This window comes from Flagellimonas olearia, from assembly GCF_004150225.1.
GTDB classification, from domain to species: Bacteria; Bacteroidota; Bacteroidia; order Flavobacteriales; family Flavobacteriaceae; genus Flagellimonas; species Flagellimonas olearia.
The window spans coordinates 159117-173999 of the sequence record NZ_ML142911.1; the positions used below are offsets into that span (position 1 = coordinate 159117).

Here is a 14883-nt window from a genome sequence, read left to right on the forward strand (position 1 = left end):
GGCCAATTGCACTCTAAGATTTCACATCTTAAGGATATCATTCCCATCCTGATCATTATCATAGACTACATCGGATTATTTTCGTGACTTTGGGGCATCACAATAAAAAACAACACAGTCATGAAAATCTTGATCATTTACGGGACCATTGAAGGGCAGACCCGAAAGATTGCTCGATTCATGGAAGAAGTCCTCCAAGAAGCCAGGCACCAAGTTACCATTTCCAATGCCATGGAAGAACCACCTGCTCCTTCCAATTTTGATGTGGTTTTTGTGGGCAGTTCCATCCATATGCACAAGTACAACAATGCCACCAAACAATACATCATGAACCATGTGGACACACTGAACAGTAAACCAAGTGCCTTTTTCTCGGTAAGCATGGCCGTGGCTTCCAACATTCCGGAAGAGCTTGAGGAAGCCAAAAAGATTTCCAAGGATTTTTTGAAAGAGACCGGTTGGCAAACCAGCACCGTTTGGCAGATGGCAGGGGCATTGCGCTATACCCAATATGATTATTTCAAAAAATTGATCATGCGCATGATCGCCAAGAAACAGGGCGGTGCCACTGATACCGACAAAGATCACGAGTATACGGATTGGGGCAAGGCGAAAACGACCATTTTGGGATTTATCAATGATATTGATTAACTTAACCTTATGGACAACTATAATTTTGACACCCTATCCGAAGCCGTGAATACCTTGACCCAACAGGGATATAAAGAAGACTTTGAAGCCAAGGACGATTGCATCAAGGCCCTATATTCCAAAAAGGAATATCAGCCCAACGAACTGATCATTTTGGCATCGTATCGTTTTGAGGGTATGACCAACCCCAGTGACCAAGCCACGGTTTTTGCCATAAGGGCAAAGGATGGCACCCATGGTACCTTGGTCATGTCCAATAGTGCAGATCATAACCAAAATGTGGACTTGATCCAGAAAATACCCTGTCAAGAAAAGTAATCAATCTACCCAAAAAACTGTCCCAAGGCCGAAGGCTGGTACAATAGCCATCCGGTTAAGCTAAATCTGCTTTTGTGGGATTGGAGCACCGCATGGGGAACCTCGGCGCTCTTGAACATTACGCAACGGCCAGCCACAGGTTCCACCAAAAAGCTAGACCCATCTTTATCAAAAATCTCCAATTCTCCCCCATCCCCGTTTTGCCAACCTTCATTGAGATAAATCACCACCGAGATCATACGGTTGTTTCGGTTTTCAAACTGATCTAAATGTTTATCGTAATGCCCACCAGATGGGTAATGGGCCAAATGGAATTCGTATCCGGAAAGACTCAAAAAACAGTAGCGGTTGAACATATGCAATACCTCATCCACTACATTCCAAAAAGGTTCAAGTTGCACATCCCTTTTTCGATCCAACCAATAGGTAAAATCACCCCGTACGGAACTATCTATCTGGTTATCGGTGTCGGTTCCAATCCCCGCTTCCTTAAAATTGGGCAACTTGGAGAGAAAAAATGACCGAATCCCGGAATAAAGCTCATCCCGAAGAAAACGATCAATAATCACATAATCCTTATCAGAGATATCATCCATCCAGGACAACCAATTCTCTACGCTGTGATAGGCTTCCAATTTTTCAAAACTGTCCGCGAATGTAGAAAATATTTAAAAACGGAAAATCAATTATTGGTAAGGTATTTGATTTAAAACAAATCATTCCATTAAAAAAAGGTGATTATGAAAAATACCCTAGCTCTTCTTGCCCTACTATTTCTATCACAAAGCCTTATGTCTCAAAGGGTTTTCCAAACCAATGCAGATTATCAAGCTGACTACAATGTTTTTGAAGTGGACCGAGACTACAAAGCCGATCTTTTGGTTTATAAAGTGGATCGGGACTACAAAGTACGCGGTAACGAGGGGCTTTGGTATTTTACCGATAGGGAGTATCAGGCTGATTTTACTATTTTCATGGTCGACAGGGAATATCAAGCCGATTTGAAGGTGTTCTTTGTTGGCTCAGATTATAGGGCCGGTTGGCGCCAGAACTCCTTAAAAAATGAAATTGACCTATTGATACAACAGTAAACCAAACACGGTATCTTTGCAATACAAAATGTACTGTATGATTCTTTTCTTTGGAACAAAGTCAGGAAAAAAGGAAGCCAAGACCCTACATAACGTGGCTTGTCCACACTGCCATCAAACCGGTACTTTGACCGCTGTACGCCAGGCCAATCAGGCCCATGTATTCTGGATTCCCGTTTTTACCATAAACAATACCAGCTATGCAGAGTGTTCGCATTGCAAGCGGGTCTATTATAAAGAAGAGTTTACCCCTGAAATGGAACAGGCATTGATTTCTTCAAAATAAAGACTCTCGGAAAATCTTGTAAAGCTTATTTTTATCGTTCTCGACCGCGCTCGAACTGACAACTGAATGAACTTGAATTTGAGCTTGAACTCGTCCCCTGATACGAACACTACTTTTTACGGTCCACAACGTAGTTCACCATCAAGGTAAGAGATGCTTTGTAATCTGAATCAGGATAATTGTCCAGCAAAGCAAGGGCTTGGTCCTTAAACTCCAACATTTTCTCCACGGCATATTCCAACCCACCCATTTCCTTCACGTAGGCAATGACCTCTTTTACCCTTTTCTTATCCTTGTTATGTTTTTTGATGGAGTTGATGAGCCAACTTCTCTTTTCCTTATCGCTTTGGTTAAGGGCATAAATCAAGGGTAGGGTCATTTTTTGTTCCTTGATGTCAATCCCTGTGGGTTTTCCGATCTTTTCCGCACCGTAATCAAAGAGGTCGTCTTTAATTTGGAACGCCATACCACATAACTCTCCAAACTTCCGGAAAGTTTCCACTTCTTCAGAATCTGGGCGGACGGAACAGGCTCCCATACTGCAGCAGGCTGCGATCAAGGTGGCTGTTTTTTGGCGAATGATATCGTAGTAGACCTCCTCGGTGATATCCAAAAGTCGAGCTTTCTCAATTTGAAGGAGCTCTCCTTCGCTCATATCCCGAACCGCATTGGAAATAATATGAAGTAAATCGTAATCCTTGTTTTCCAAGGCTACCAAAAGTCCTTTGGAAAATAGAAAATCGCCCACCAAAACAGCAATCTTGTTTTTCCACAAGGCATTTATGGAGAAAAAACCACGCCTTTTGTTGCTATCGTCCACTACATCATCATGGACCAAACTGGCCGTGTGGATCAACTCAATGATAGATGCTCCGCAATAGGTTCTTTCATTGACTTCACCATTGAGCAACTTTGCGGTAAGGAAGACAAACATGGGCCGCATTTGCTTGCCCTTTCGGTTAACAATGTAATAGGTGATCCTATTGAACAAAGCCACCTTGGATGACATGGATTTCAGAAACTTTTCCTCGAAAAGTTCCATCTCATCTTCAATGGGTTCCCTAATCTGAGAAACGATTTTCAACGCGTTGGGTTTGGCTAATTTGATTTAAAACCCTAAAAGTAGCGAAAATGCCAGAGTTGGTCATAGGAAGGAGTAAGTTTTAGGACAGATGGACCAAATGCTCGATGATTGGATGATAGTTAATCGTCAGAAATCAGAAATCAGACATCAGAAATCAGACATCAGACATCAGACATCAGACATCAGACATCAGACAAAACTACGCTTTATTGGCCAACTGTCCGCAGGCAGCATCAATATCCTTGCCTCTTGATCTGCGCACGGTAACGGTAATTCCATTTTTTTCCAAAGTGCGTTGGTACATATCCACCGCAGCACTTGATGCTTGTTGGAATTCACCATCATCTATGGGGTTGTATTCAATCAGGTTGACTTTAGATGGTGCGAACCTGCAAAACTTGACCAAGGCTTCAGCGGCTTCTTGGGTATCATTGATACCCTCCCACACCACATATTCGTAAGTAATCCTGCTTTTAGTCTTACCGTACCAATATTCCAAAGCCTCCCTTAAATCGGCCAAAGAAAATGTGGCATTGAAAGGCATTATGGAGGTTCTAACTTCATCAATGGCGGAATGTAGGGAAACCGCCAGACCAAACTTCACCTCCTCATCGGCCATTTTCTTGATCATCTTGGGAACCCCCGATGTGGAAACCGTAATTCTTTTGGGGGACATGCCCAATCCTTCTGGTGAAGTGATCATATCAATGGCCTTCAACACATTGTTGTAGTTCATGAGGGGTTCCCCCATTCCCATGAAAACAATATTGCTCAAGGGGCGATCAAAATACAATCGGCTTTCATTGTCTATGGCCACCACTTGATCGTAGATTTCATCCGGATTGAGGTTTCGCATACGCTTCATCCGTGCCGTGGCGCAGAACCTACAGTCCAAACTACATCCCACCTGGCTGGACACACAGGCCGTGGTACGGGTCTCCGTGGGAATAAGCACGGATTCCACCACCAAACCATCATGAAGGCGTACAGCATTTTTTATGGTCCCGTCCGAACTTCGCTGCATTTGGTCCACCCTAATGTGATTGATCACAAAGTGCTCCTCCAACATTTGCCGGGTCTCCTTGGAAACATTGGTCATGGCATCAAAGGTGTGGGCCGATTTCTGCCAGAGCCACTCATACACCTGATTGCCCCGGAAAGCCTTATCGCCGCGCTCCACGAAAAAATTCCGTAGTTGTTCCTTGGTCAAGGCCCGTATGTCTTTCTTCTTTGTTTCCACAGTTTAAAGATAATCAAGAAAAAAATCCCGCTGGTCGTTGAACCGAACGGGATTCTTATCTATTTAAAGTTTTATCCTAAAGGATAAGCATGGCATCCCCGTAAGAGTAAAAACGATACCCTTCCAAAATGGCCTGCTTGTATGCTTTCTTTATCAGGTCATGACCGGCAAATGCAGATACCATCATCAACAAGGTTGACTTGGGTAAATGGAAGTTGGTGATCATGCAATTGGCAATACTAAAATCGTAAGGGGGGAAAATGAACTTGTTGGTCCATCCCTCAAAAGTATTCAGGGTGTGCTCAGAGGAAACGGCACTCTCCAAGGCCCGCATTACCGTAGTACCCACAGCACATACTTTCTTCTTGTCATCCTTGGCCGAATTTACCACTTCTGTGGCTTTTTCATCGATGACCAACTCCTCGCTGTCCATTTTGTGCTTGGATAAATCCTCTACCTCAACCGGGTTGAAGGTTCCCAAACCAACATGAAGGGTTACTTCGGCAAAATCGATTCCCTTGATCTCCAAACGCTTCAACAAGTGCTTGGAAAAGTGCAATCCAGCAGTAGGTGCCGCAACCGCTCCTTCATATTTGGCATAGATGGTCTGATATCGCTCCTCGTCCTCCGGCTCAACATTTCTTTTGATGTATTTGGGAAGTGGTGTTTCACCCAACTCACGGAGTTTTCTCCTAAAATCCGTATATGAACCATCATAAAGGAAGCGTAACGTTCTACCTCTGGAAGTTGTATTGTCGATGACCTCTGCCACCAAACTTTCATCTTCACCAAAATAAAGCTTGTTACCAATTCTGATCTTTCTGGCCGGATCTACCAAAACATCCCACAACCGTTGTTCTTGGTTAAGCTCCCTCAGCAAGAAAACTTCAATACGGGCACCGGTCTTCTCCTTGTTTCCATAAAGTCGTGCTGGAAACACCTTGGTATTGTTCAAGACCATTACATCACCTTCATCAAAATAATCGATAAGGTCCTTAAACATTTTGTGTTCAATTTTTCCAGTGTCCCTATGAACTACCATAAGTTTGGATTCATCCCTGTTTTCAGCAGGATACTCGGCCAATAATTCCTTGGGTAATTCAAAGTTGAAGTTTGATAATTTCATCTAAGCTTTTTTTCGATTTTTTTAAGAGGGGCAAATATACAACCTCGTGTAGGGGGATGTCAAGTAATTTGGTGATTAAATGCCCATTACATTTCAGCTACACCAAAACCTAAGGTGGTCAGGTCGTTCCAAAAGTCGGGATAGGATTTAGAAACCACCTCGGCATCATTGACCCTAAAGGAAGTTTTAACCGCCAAGGGACCAAAGGCCATGGCCATTCTGTGATCGTTGTACGTATCTACCGCAACACCGGAAGTCAAATTCGATGTGGCTTCCAACGTAAGGCTCTCGGCATCAATCTCCACTTTTGCCCCAAATTTGGTCAACTCGGTTTGCATGGCCGCCAAACGATCGGTTTCTTTTATGGGGAGGGTATGCAATCCTGTAAGATGGCACCCCATTCCCAATCCCAAACAGGTAACAGAGATGGTTTGGGCGGTATCCGGGGCATTGGATAGATTATACTCCACCTTTTCAGGAATCTCATCGGTAGTTTTTGTCAAGGTGATGGTATGGTCACCAAAAGTGGTCTCCACCCCAAAATCTTTATAAACTTCCGCCATGACACTATCGCCCTGCAAAGAATTCTTTTTGTAGGATGACAATTGGATGGTTGTACCCACTTCACAAAGGGCCACAATACTGTAAAAATAGCTGGCCGAGCTCCAATCCGATTCCACTACAAGGGTGGTATCCCGGACGGCTTCTTTGGGCTCCACCTTGATGGTATTTCCCTCAAAGGACGTGCTGACACCTATCTGCTCCAAAAGGGACAGCGTCATTTTGATATAAGGTACGGAAGTGATCTTTCCTACAAGCTCCAACTCCAGTCCATTTTTAAGACTGGGGGCAATTAAAAGTAGGGATGAAATATACTGGCTACTAATATTGGCCGGCAAGGAAACCTTGTCTTTGTCCAATTTTTTTCCAGAAATTTTTATGGGCGGATACCCTTCTTCTTTCACATATTCAATACGGGCGCCCAAATTTCTGAGGGCTTCCACCAAAACCTTGATGGGACGCTCCTGCATACGTTGGGAACCTGTCAAAATCACCTCTTTGCCTTCTTGCGAAGCAAAATAACCTGTTAAAAAACGCATGGCGGTGCCTGCGTGGTGAATGTCGACCTCCCCGCTCGTCTTTTTCAGTCCTTCTTGCATGACCTGGCCATCATCGGAATTGGAAAGGTTTTCAATCCTTACATTGGGGAACAGGGCCTGTAGCAATAGTGATCGGTTGGTCTCACTTTTGGAACCCGTTATCTGAATGGTTTTTTGCAGTTTTTTGTCTTGCGGAGCGGAAAGTTGGAGTCTCAAGATGATTGTGGTTTGATAGAAAGTCCAAAACTAGAAAAAACGCACCTAATGGCCGTTTAGCAGAACAACTTTATTTAAGCTTTTTGTTGTTTTGGTGACGATCGTGGTCCCGTTTGGTCTTTATCTCCAATTTTTTATCAAAAGCCTCCTGAAGATCAATGCCCGTTTGGTTGGCCAGGCAAAGGACCACAAAAAGTACATCGGCCAATTCTTCCCCAAGGTCCTTGGCCTTGTCGGATTCTTTTTCACTTTGTTCCCCATAGCGCCGGGCTATGATCCGGGCCACTTCCCCTACCTCTTCCGTGAGCTGGGCCATATTGGTGAGCTCGTTAAAATAACGCACTCCATGGTTCTTGATCCATTCGTCTACGGCCAATTGTGCATTTTGTATATCCACGTTGATGTTATTTAGGTTACCAAAAATTCTGGTACAAATTTAATACGCTCTGGGCTAATCCTATAGTTTTTCCAACACCAAGTAGCTTTGGTTCTGCACATTTACCGCCCTTTCGAAAAACTTTTTTATGTAAGCATATCCTTCACTGTTGTACTGTGTTGAATTGAGCTTAAAGTTGAAATATACGTTGATTACCCCTTGATATTCCTTGCACTCAAACCGAAGCAAGGCACTTTGGTCCGGCAAGGCCAAGTTAACCACCTCTGGAAACTCCTTAACCCTGTACCCTTCAGGAATCTTTATGTTTGCCATGTACCTATAATTTCTTAGGAAACCAAAATCAATTGGGTAGTACCGCTGTTCCGATTTGAAAGGATTGACGGCAAAAAAACGGACCAAAAACGGGTTAAAAAAAACAGTGGCATCCATGTTGATGTTCCGCAACTCAAACTCAAAATGTTCCACTAAAGTTCTCTCATTCGATTTTTCGGAATTGGTTTCATAGGTTTGAATGACAAAATCATCATCCAACTCCCTTTCCATTTCTCCCAGATATTTTTCTTCAGAGGTCTTGGCTACCTGGTCCCGTTTGAAAAAGGCCTCATAACCCATGGTGATATCATCCAATGTCCCCACAGCCTTATCATCTTTCAGTTCCGCCTTGACCTGTATGCTTCGGCTGTTGTTTTTTTCCGGAAGGATGTCGTACCAATAACTTTCCCCATCCAGATCCATGACCCTTCCATAATAGTTTAAACAGCGATAGGGCAGCATCCCAAAGGGCATTTCCTTCTCGGTGGCGTCCAACAGGTATTCCTTTCCATCAATGGTGGTCTTGGCCACTACATAGTTGAAATTGGACAGTACCGGATGGTTACGTTTGGGCAACCCATGAGATCGGGTAGAAAGTACCATGAGGTCTGTCTTTATATCGGCAGCATTGAGCAGATTGATAAGGGTGATGTTGATTTCCGCCACATTTCCTGTTCTTCTATCAAAGGCATCCTTTACATTATTGTTCCTAAAAATGCTGTATTTGTTGTTCCAGGTATAGTGCTCCTTAACGAACCCATAGATGTTTTTGGCCTTTTCCAAATCACTTTCACCTCCAGTGATCAGATCCAGTGAAACATTTTTTTCAAAGAAATTCTTCTTCCTTAATTGTCCGCCAATATCCTTATCGGTCCTGAACTCCTTATCCACATCCCTCCAAGTCTTGGTAAATTTTTGTTTGATGCCATCCAATGATACGTATTCCGACAGCTCAAACTCCAGCGTGGACCTATAGTTGTCCGAAGAAAGCATATATTCTTCATCTTCCTTAAAAGCGGGTACATCTTTCATCACATACTTCAACACCTCACAATCCGCCCTTTGGGAAATACCCGGCACACTAAAGCAACTCTTCTTGATACTGGCATCGTTTACATCCAGACCTATTTCGCCAATCAAGGATCTATTGTATTTAAAGTTTCCGGGGATTTTGGCATTATACTCCGAGTACAGCTTTGGAATCGCACTTTGGAATTCCCATCCCGAAAGATTATAGAAAAAAGGAGATTGGATTTCATAGCTATACTCCAAAACCGAACCCACCTCTACACTCGGAAAAGTGAATTTTATTTGGGACAGCCGTTCGTTCACATCCACATCGAAAATCTTGTCGCTGGCAACCACTTGTTTTCTGTTCCCGTTGTGGGTGATTGCCTTTATCGCATTGACTCTTTCCCTCCCCGCCTTGGCGCGGTAGTACGGAATAATGATCTCAGCCTCATCAAAACCTTGTTTCTTGAGTATCTTCTTTTTTGCATGGTAGGTTGTGATCAACCAAATATACCCTTGCCTCGCCTCAAAATAGTTTTCACCTTTTTCATAGAGATAGATGGCAGCGGCGGTGGTATCCTTCACATAAGACTTAAAGTCTTTTTCGAACTGGTCCAATATCCCAAACTCATTTGTCTGCTGGGCAAAGAGCAGCCCTGGAAGGCTAAGTACCACCCATAAAGCCAACCTCTTATACAACATTGGACAGATCAAATCCTTGAGAGAACCACTTTTTCCGATTCCTTTTCAACCACTTGACGATAAAACTCTTTAAGTCCCAAATAATAATTTGGCGGAAAAACGGCCGTATTCATGCTCAGTTCAACACGAACATTGATAAAATCCTGGTTTGAGGATATATTGTACTTGAATTGTCCCAAATTATCGGGCAACGACATCGCCATGGGTTCAGGCAAGTGCTCCACCTTATATCCTTCAGGAATGTTAATGGTGATCATGTATCGGTCTTGCCAAGGAAACCCATAATCTATTGGATACTCCCTCTGCTCGGACTTAAAAGGGTTCTCATTTACCGCCAAATGAAACATTGGCGAGAGATACAATTTTCCTGAAATGGATTCAAAGGCATCTTCCTTAAAAAAGTTGAAATTCTGAACCACGGGCTTTTCCAAATCCAGATTGTTCTGCAAATCATAGTCGGAAATCTCTATATCTCCCAATTCCTTTTCCAGATTCCCAAGAAATGTCTCCTCTGTACCTCCATTGTACAAATTTCTGAACAGCAACGCATTGTGATTGGTATACTGCTGTCTGCACTTGGCATCCATGGAACCGTCATCGTTAAGGTCAACGGTCATCATTATGGCATCCATGGAGCTTTTTCTGGGCATAAGGTCAATTTCTTCAGAGTTTCCATTTTCCGAAATAATTCGTCCAAACCAGTTCAGTGTCCTGGTGGGCAATACGTCCATGGTGGTGAAAACATTGGTGGCATCGAACAAATGATATTCCCCATCTATTTTGCCCACTGCCACTACATAGTTGTACCCCTGAAGGGTTGGAAACAGGGGAATCCCATTGTCACGCGTGCTCACCAAAACGGGGTATGCCGGAATATTGGCATGGTTGAGCATGGATACCAGCATCAGGTTAATGTCTGCACTGTTTCCCGTTCCCTCCTTGTATGCCTTTCTGGTTCCTTCATCGGAAGTGTACCCCACAAAGGAGTTCCATTTTACTTTTTCCTTGACGAATGCCAATATCCTTTTGGCCTTTTCCAGAGGTTCACTGGCGCCTTGAAGGACCATATTGAGCTCTTCCTCAAAATAGTTGCTTCGTTTCATCTCATCGCCAAAAGAACTGTTTTCATACACCGTCCTGGCCACATCATCCCATGTTTTGGAATATACATCGTAGGTAGACCCGGGTATTTCCAAGGACATGATCTCAAAGGTGACTCCAGACCTAAAATTGGTAATGTTGGGAACAAACTTTTCATCTTTTAGAGCCGGAACATCCTGCAAGCCATAGGTAACCTTTGTCACTTCCATGCCCAACCCGGCATCCCTGATTTTATCCACTTTTGGAACAAGGGGAAGGAAGCCCTTCTGTCTTTGGTTGAACTTAAAATATTCCAAGATCCTCATTTCGGCCTCCAATTTTTTAATGGGAATGGAATGTTGAAACACGAACTCATCTATATTCTGAACAAAGGGTGATGTTATCCTATATTGATATTCCACAACAGAACCCGCTTTTACATTGGGCATGGTAAACTTAACCTGGTTCCTATTTTTTGATTGTTGGGATTTAAAGATGCTGCCTTTGTCCAGCTTGGTCTCAACCACCTTACCCCCTTCCAAGGTATAGGTATACCCCTTGATGGAAGTAGCCTTTTCATCCGACGCCCCACTTTCGTAAAGATCAATGGTCTTTGTAGCGTAATCAAACCCATCCGTGTTATAGATTTTTATTCGCTCATGCACCTCCGTTACCAAATTAAGCCCCACCGCACTGTTATAGGTATAGTAAGATTCCCTCTTCTTTAACAGATAAGCGGCAGCTGCCGATGTATCCTTGGGATGGGTAGCTTCCATAAGTTCTTCCTTGGAAATTTTCCCAAATTTCAGTTCCTGTCCTTGCACACAGACTGAAACCAGAGCAATCAATAAAGCGACTTTTCGTATCATAGGTCTTGACGTTTTAAAACAATTTTTTGGTTGTCCATTTTGGCAATGGTCCTTCTAAAGGATCTATACTTGTTATACTCCTCTTTGGGATAATTGCCTTTTTTTATGAGAAGTTTTCTCTTGTACAGTAATTCCGTATCGCTCTTTTTCACGACCTCAACTTCATAGGTTCCAAACTTTGTTTCCTCTTTGTGTTTCTCCGGCAAAAAAGTGAATGCAAAGTTCTTGGGTAATTGGATGGTAAACTCATCCTCATCCAAATATCCCCGTTGGATCACAAATGAATGTTTTCTGTTCCGATATCTGGGAGGTATAAAAGAATTGTTATCCAACACGTTCAGAGTCAATAAATAATCATCTCCGTTCTTGGACACAAAATCGTGGGCCTTTAACTGTACTTTTTCCGTAAAGACCACATCATCCTTATTGTTTTCGAAACTAAAATCAGTGATGGACAGCCCATTGATGTTGCCCCAAAAGTTTTTGTAGTGTTCCATGACATCCTCTTTCTTATTCCCCTCCAATCCAAAATGGTTATCGTAACGAACTCCCGTGGTTTCAATGGTGACATCGGCCTCAAGGGAAAGGTCCTCCTGAATTGTATAGGTGGAATTCATCCGCATCAGGTTTTCCTCATTTACATAGGAAGTAGTGGTAACAATTTCCCCACCACCGGGCTTTACGATCAAAACTTTTCTATCATCCGTAAAGTCCCCGATAAATCCGAAAGGATGTACCTGGGATGTACAATCTATCCAATAATATTCTCCCTGGTAGGGAATGGCAACAATGGCATGGTTGCCTTGGGAAAGATCCGCAAAATCTTCCTTGAAATCCACTTTGGTGCCCCCTGCCTCCACTACGGCATAGTACGATTCCACCCCAACAGCCTTCAGCAGGGCCATGGTATAATTGGAAAGCCCTTTACAATCGCCATATTTTACCCTATCCACCTCAATGGCGCTAATAGGTTGAAAGCCTCCTATTCCTATCTGCACACTGATATATCTCGTATTGTCCTGCATGTATTGGTAGACAATCTTGGCCTTTTCGATATCGTCATCCACCCCTTCCACAAGCCCTCTTACCTTTTGTATCGTGGCATCTTCCAGGGTTGTACGACCGGACAAAAGCTCCGTTTGAATCCAGAGTCCCAAATCATTCCAATTATCCACCTTGGCGTCGAAACCTTTATAATGAAAATTGGGTAACCTTACCGATAATTTTGGACATATGGCAGTGAAAGACGGGCTAAGACTTTCCGCAACCATGGCCGGAATGTTTTTGGCCGTATAACTTATTTTTCCCTGGCTTTCATCCTTCTCAACAGCGATATCAGAAAGATTTGATTCCTCAATGATCGGCTTCAAACCATTGGAAACGTAACTGATCGCATATCTACTTTCCTCCACACTGATATCATATCCCGACAAAAAATACCATGGGGGCAAAATGCCCGTATCCGAGGTTTCAACCTCATAACTAAATTCCAATGTATATGGGTATTGAACGGGCACATATCGATAATATAGCAATCTATCGTCCAAATAAAGGGAAAAGCCGTCCACTGCGGCTATATCATTAAAATCCCTACGCTTAATCCGTTGAATCTCATTTCCAGAAGCATCGTAGACCACGGCTTCAATCTTCTTGATCTTTTTCTCCTTATCATAAAATGCCCGTGTTCTGGCAAAAGCATCGCCAGATTTGTTAAGCACCGTGACCACTTTTTTCTCTGTATACGTCATCTTATCCATGGCCTCAATTCGGATGTCAATCTCATCAAGCCGGGCCACCGCATCAGCATTCTCCATCAGCTCTGGCGGAATAGTATGATAGCTATAGTTTTGGGAAAACGAAAAATGGACACTAAGGAGCAGAAGGCATTGGAAAAGAACACGCATTGATGAGGTTGATCGGTTATATTACTATAGCAATATGACCAATTTCTTACAAAAATGGAAACCTAAATCGACAAAAGATCGTTATTCCCTGTTCTTTGTATCGATAAGGATGGTCACGGGACCATCGTTTAGAAGCTCCACCTTCATGTCCGCGCCAAAAATACCCGTACCTACCTCTTTCCCAAGGTCCTGCTCCAGTCTTTTCACAAAAGCTTCGTAGATGGGAATGGCCACATCAGGCTTGGAGGCTTTGATATAAGAGGGTCTGTTGCCTTTTTTGGTCAAGGCGTGCAAGGTAAACTGACTTACCACAATGACCTCTCCCCCAAGATCCAGAACGGAGCGGTTCATGACTTGATCATCGTCATTGAAAATCCGGAGATTGACCATTTTCTTGGATAGCCATTCAATGTCCTCCTTGCCATCGGCATCTTCTATCCCCAACAGCACCAGAAGACCTTGGCCTATGTTTGCTGTTTTTTCTCCATCTACCGTGACACTTGCGCTGGACACGCGTTGTATAACCGCTCTCATTAACGTTCCCTGTAATTATCCGTTCTGTAATTTTCTTCTTCCCCGGTGATCATCTGTACGTAACTTCTATATCTGCTCCAAGCAATTTGGTCATTCTCCAAGGCTTGCTTTATAGCACATTTGGGTTCATCCATATGCAGGCAATTATTGAACTTGCATTGGGATTTGAGCTCAAAAAACTCGGGAAAATAGTCGCCAATCTCGTCAGGTTCCATATCCACAATACCAAATCCCTTTATTCCGGGTGTATCAATAATCCTTGCCCCAAACGACAGATCGTACATTTCCGCAAAAGTGGTAGTGTGCTGTCCCTGAAGATGTTGCTCTGAAATTTCTGCGGTCTTTAACCGAAGTCCAGGTTCCAAAGCATTGACCAAAGTGGATTTCCCCACCCCGGAGTGGCCAGAGAACATACTGGTTTTATCCTTCATCAAATCCTTTACCAAGTCAACATTCTTTCCTTCCTTGGCAGCCAGTTCAACACAGGGGTACCCAATTTTCCGATACAGATCCATCAAATACTTCACCTCTGCCACCTCATCAGTGTCATAGACATCCATCTTATTGAACAAAAGTACCACGGGGATATCATATGCCTCGGCCGTAACCAAAAAACGATCTATAAAACTGGTAAAGGTAGTGGGATTGTTCAGGGTGATCAATAAGAAAACTTGGTCCAGATTGGCCGCTATGATGTGGGTTTGCTTTGAGAGTTTCACCGACTTTCGAATGATGTAGTTCTTCCGCTCCCCTATTTCAGAAATCACGCCCACGGTTTCATCCCCAATATTTTCCAAACTAAAGGTAACATGGTCCCCCACCGCAATGGGGTTGGTACTTTTTATGTTTTGGGTCCGAAACTTGCCCTTGATCCTACACTCATAAAAAGCCCCATCCTCCGCTTTCACGGTGTACCAACTTCCGGTAGATTTATAGACAGTTCCGTTCACTATTTGTTCATA

At 43.3% G+C, this 14883-nt stretch carries 15 protein-coding genes; 4 read left to right on the plus strand and 11 right to left on the minus strand.

All coding sequences use genetic code 11. The features are described from left to right. Window positions 1-120: 120 nt before the first annotated feature. Together DN53_RS12730 and DN53_RS12735 are read left to right on the plus strand one after the other, a co-directional pair. Window positions 121-651 carry a flavodoxin domain-containing protein gene (locus tag DN53_RS12730; protein ID WP_129654664.1) on the plus strand — a complete coding sequence of 177 codons (531 nt, stop codon included), beginning with the start codon at window positions 121-123 and terminating at the stop codon, window positions 649-651. 9 nt (window positions 652-660) lie between these two features. Beyond that, the gene (locus tag DN53_RS12735; RefSeq protein ID WP_129654666.1) at window positions 661-969 is read left to right on the plus strand and encodes a phosphoribosylpyrophosphate synthetase; all 309 of its coding nucleotides are present in this window, start codon (window positions 661-663) and stop codon (window positions 967-969) included. 5 nt (window positions 970-974) lie between these two features. Here the strand turns inward: DN53_RS12735 and DN53_RS12740 are convergent, their stop codons facing one another. Then, window positions 975-1604: a 2OG-Fe(II) oxygenase gene (locus DN53_RS12740; protein ID WP_242502137.1), complete on the minus strand. Its 630-nt coding sequence runs from the start codon at window positions 1602-1604 to the stop codon at window positions 975-977. 105 nt (window positions 1605-1709) lie between these two features. Between DN53_RS12740 and DN53_RS12745 the strand changes: the two genes are divergently transcribed. Both DN53_RS12745 and DN53_RS12750 read left to right on the plus strand, forming a co-directional pair. Further along, on the plus strand, window positions 1710-2060 hold the full coding sequence (locus DN53_RS12745) for a 7(1) septoil knot domain-containing protein (protein WP_207211122.1): 351 nt from the start codon (window positions 1710-1712) through the stop codon (window positions 2058-2060). 37 nt (window positions 2061-2097) lie between these two features. Further along, entirely contained in the window at window positions 2098-2346 is a 249-nt protein-coding gene (locus DN53_RS12750) for a zinc-ribbon domain-containing protein (protein WP_129654668.1), read from the plus strand. A gap of 109 nt (window positions 2347-2455) precedes the next feature. On the opposite strand, the gene DN53_RS12755 is transcribed toward DN53_RS12750, so the two are convergent. The 10 genes from DN53_RS12755 to rsgA form a co-directional block, all read right to left on the minus strand. Next, window positions 2456-3430, minus strand: a complete 975-nt coding sequence (locus DN53_RS12755; protein ID WP_129654669.1) for a polyprenyl synthetase family protein — start codon at window positions 3428-3430, stop codon at window positions 2456-2458. Window positions 3431-3629: 199 nt separating this feature from the next. Then, the gene (rlmN, locus tag DN53_RS12760) at window positions 3630-4670 is read right to left on the minus strand and encodes a dual-specificity RNA methyltransferase RlmN (protein WP_129654671.1); all 1041 of its coding nucleotides are present in this window, start codon (window positions 4668-4670) and stop codon (window positions 3630-3632) included. Between the two features lie 76 nt (window positions 4671-4746). After that, on the minus strand, window positions 4747-5796 hold the full coding sequence (gene queA / locus DN53_RS12765; RefSeq protein WP_116217355.1) for a tRNA preQ1(34) S-adenosylmethionine ribosyltransferase-isomerase QueA: 1050 nt from the start codon (window positions 5794-5796) through the stop codon (window positions 4747-4749). Window positions 5797-5882: 86 nt separating this feature from the next. Continuing rightward, window positions 5883-7112, minus strand: a complete 1230-nt coding sequence (locus tag DN53_RS12770) for a 3-phosphoshikimate 1-carboxyvinyltransferase (RefSeq protein ID WP_129654673.1) — start codon at window positions 7110-7112, stop codon at window positions 5883-5885. A 70-nt stretch (window positions 7113-7182) separates the two neighbouring features. Continuing rightward, window positions 7183-7509: a nucleotide pyrophosphohydrolase gene (locus DN53_RS12775; protein ID WP_129654675.1), complete on the minus strand. Its 327-nt coding sequence runs from the start codon at window positions 7507-7509 to the stop codon at window positions 7183-7185. Between the two features lie 60 nt (window positions 7510-7569). Next, window positions 7570-9534 (minus strand): DUF3857 domain-containing protein, encoded by a 1965-nt coding sequence (locus tag DN53_RS12780; protein ID WP_129654677.1) that lies wholly within the window; start codon window positions 9532-9534, stop codon window positions 7570-7572. Between the two features lie 8 nt (window positions 9535-9542). Further along, window positions 9543-11483, minus strand: coding sequence for a transglutaminase family protein (locus DN53_RS12785; protein WP_129654678.1), 1941 nt, complete (start codon window positions 11481-11483; stop codon window positions 9543-9545). Next, window positions 11480-13387 (minus strand): DUF3857 domain-containing transglutaminase family protein, encoded by a 1908-nt coding sequence (locus DN53_RS12790; protein ID WP_129654681.1) that lies wholly within the window; start codon window positions 13385-13387, stop codon window positions 11480-11482. Before DN53_RS12790 ends, DN53_RS12785 begins: the two co-directional genes overlap by 4 nt. An 81-nt stretch (window positions 13388-13468) precedes the next feature. Then, complete coding sequence (gene dtd, locus DN53_RS12795; protein WP_129654684.1) at window positions 13469-13921, minus strand: D-aminoacyl-tRNA deacylase; 453 nt, start codon at window positions 13919-13921, stop codon at window positions 13469-13471. Further along, on the minus strand, window positions 13921-14871 hold the full coding sequence (rsgA, locus tag DN53_RS12800; RefSeq protein ID WP_129654686.1) for a ribosome small subunit-dependent GTPase A: 951 nt from the start codon (window positions 14869-14871) through the stop codon (window positions 13921-13923). Before rsgA ends, dtd begins: the two co-directional genes overlap by 1 nt. Window positions 14872-14883 lie beyond the last annotated feature (12 nt).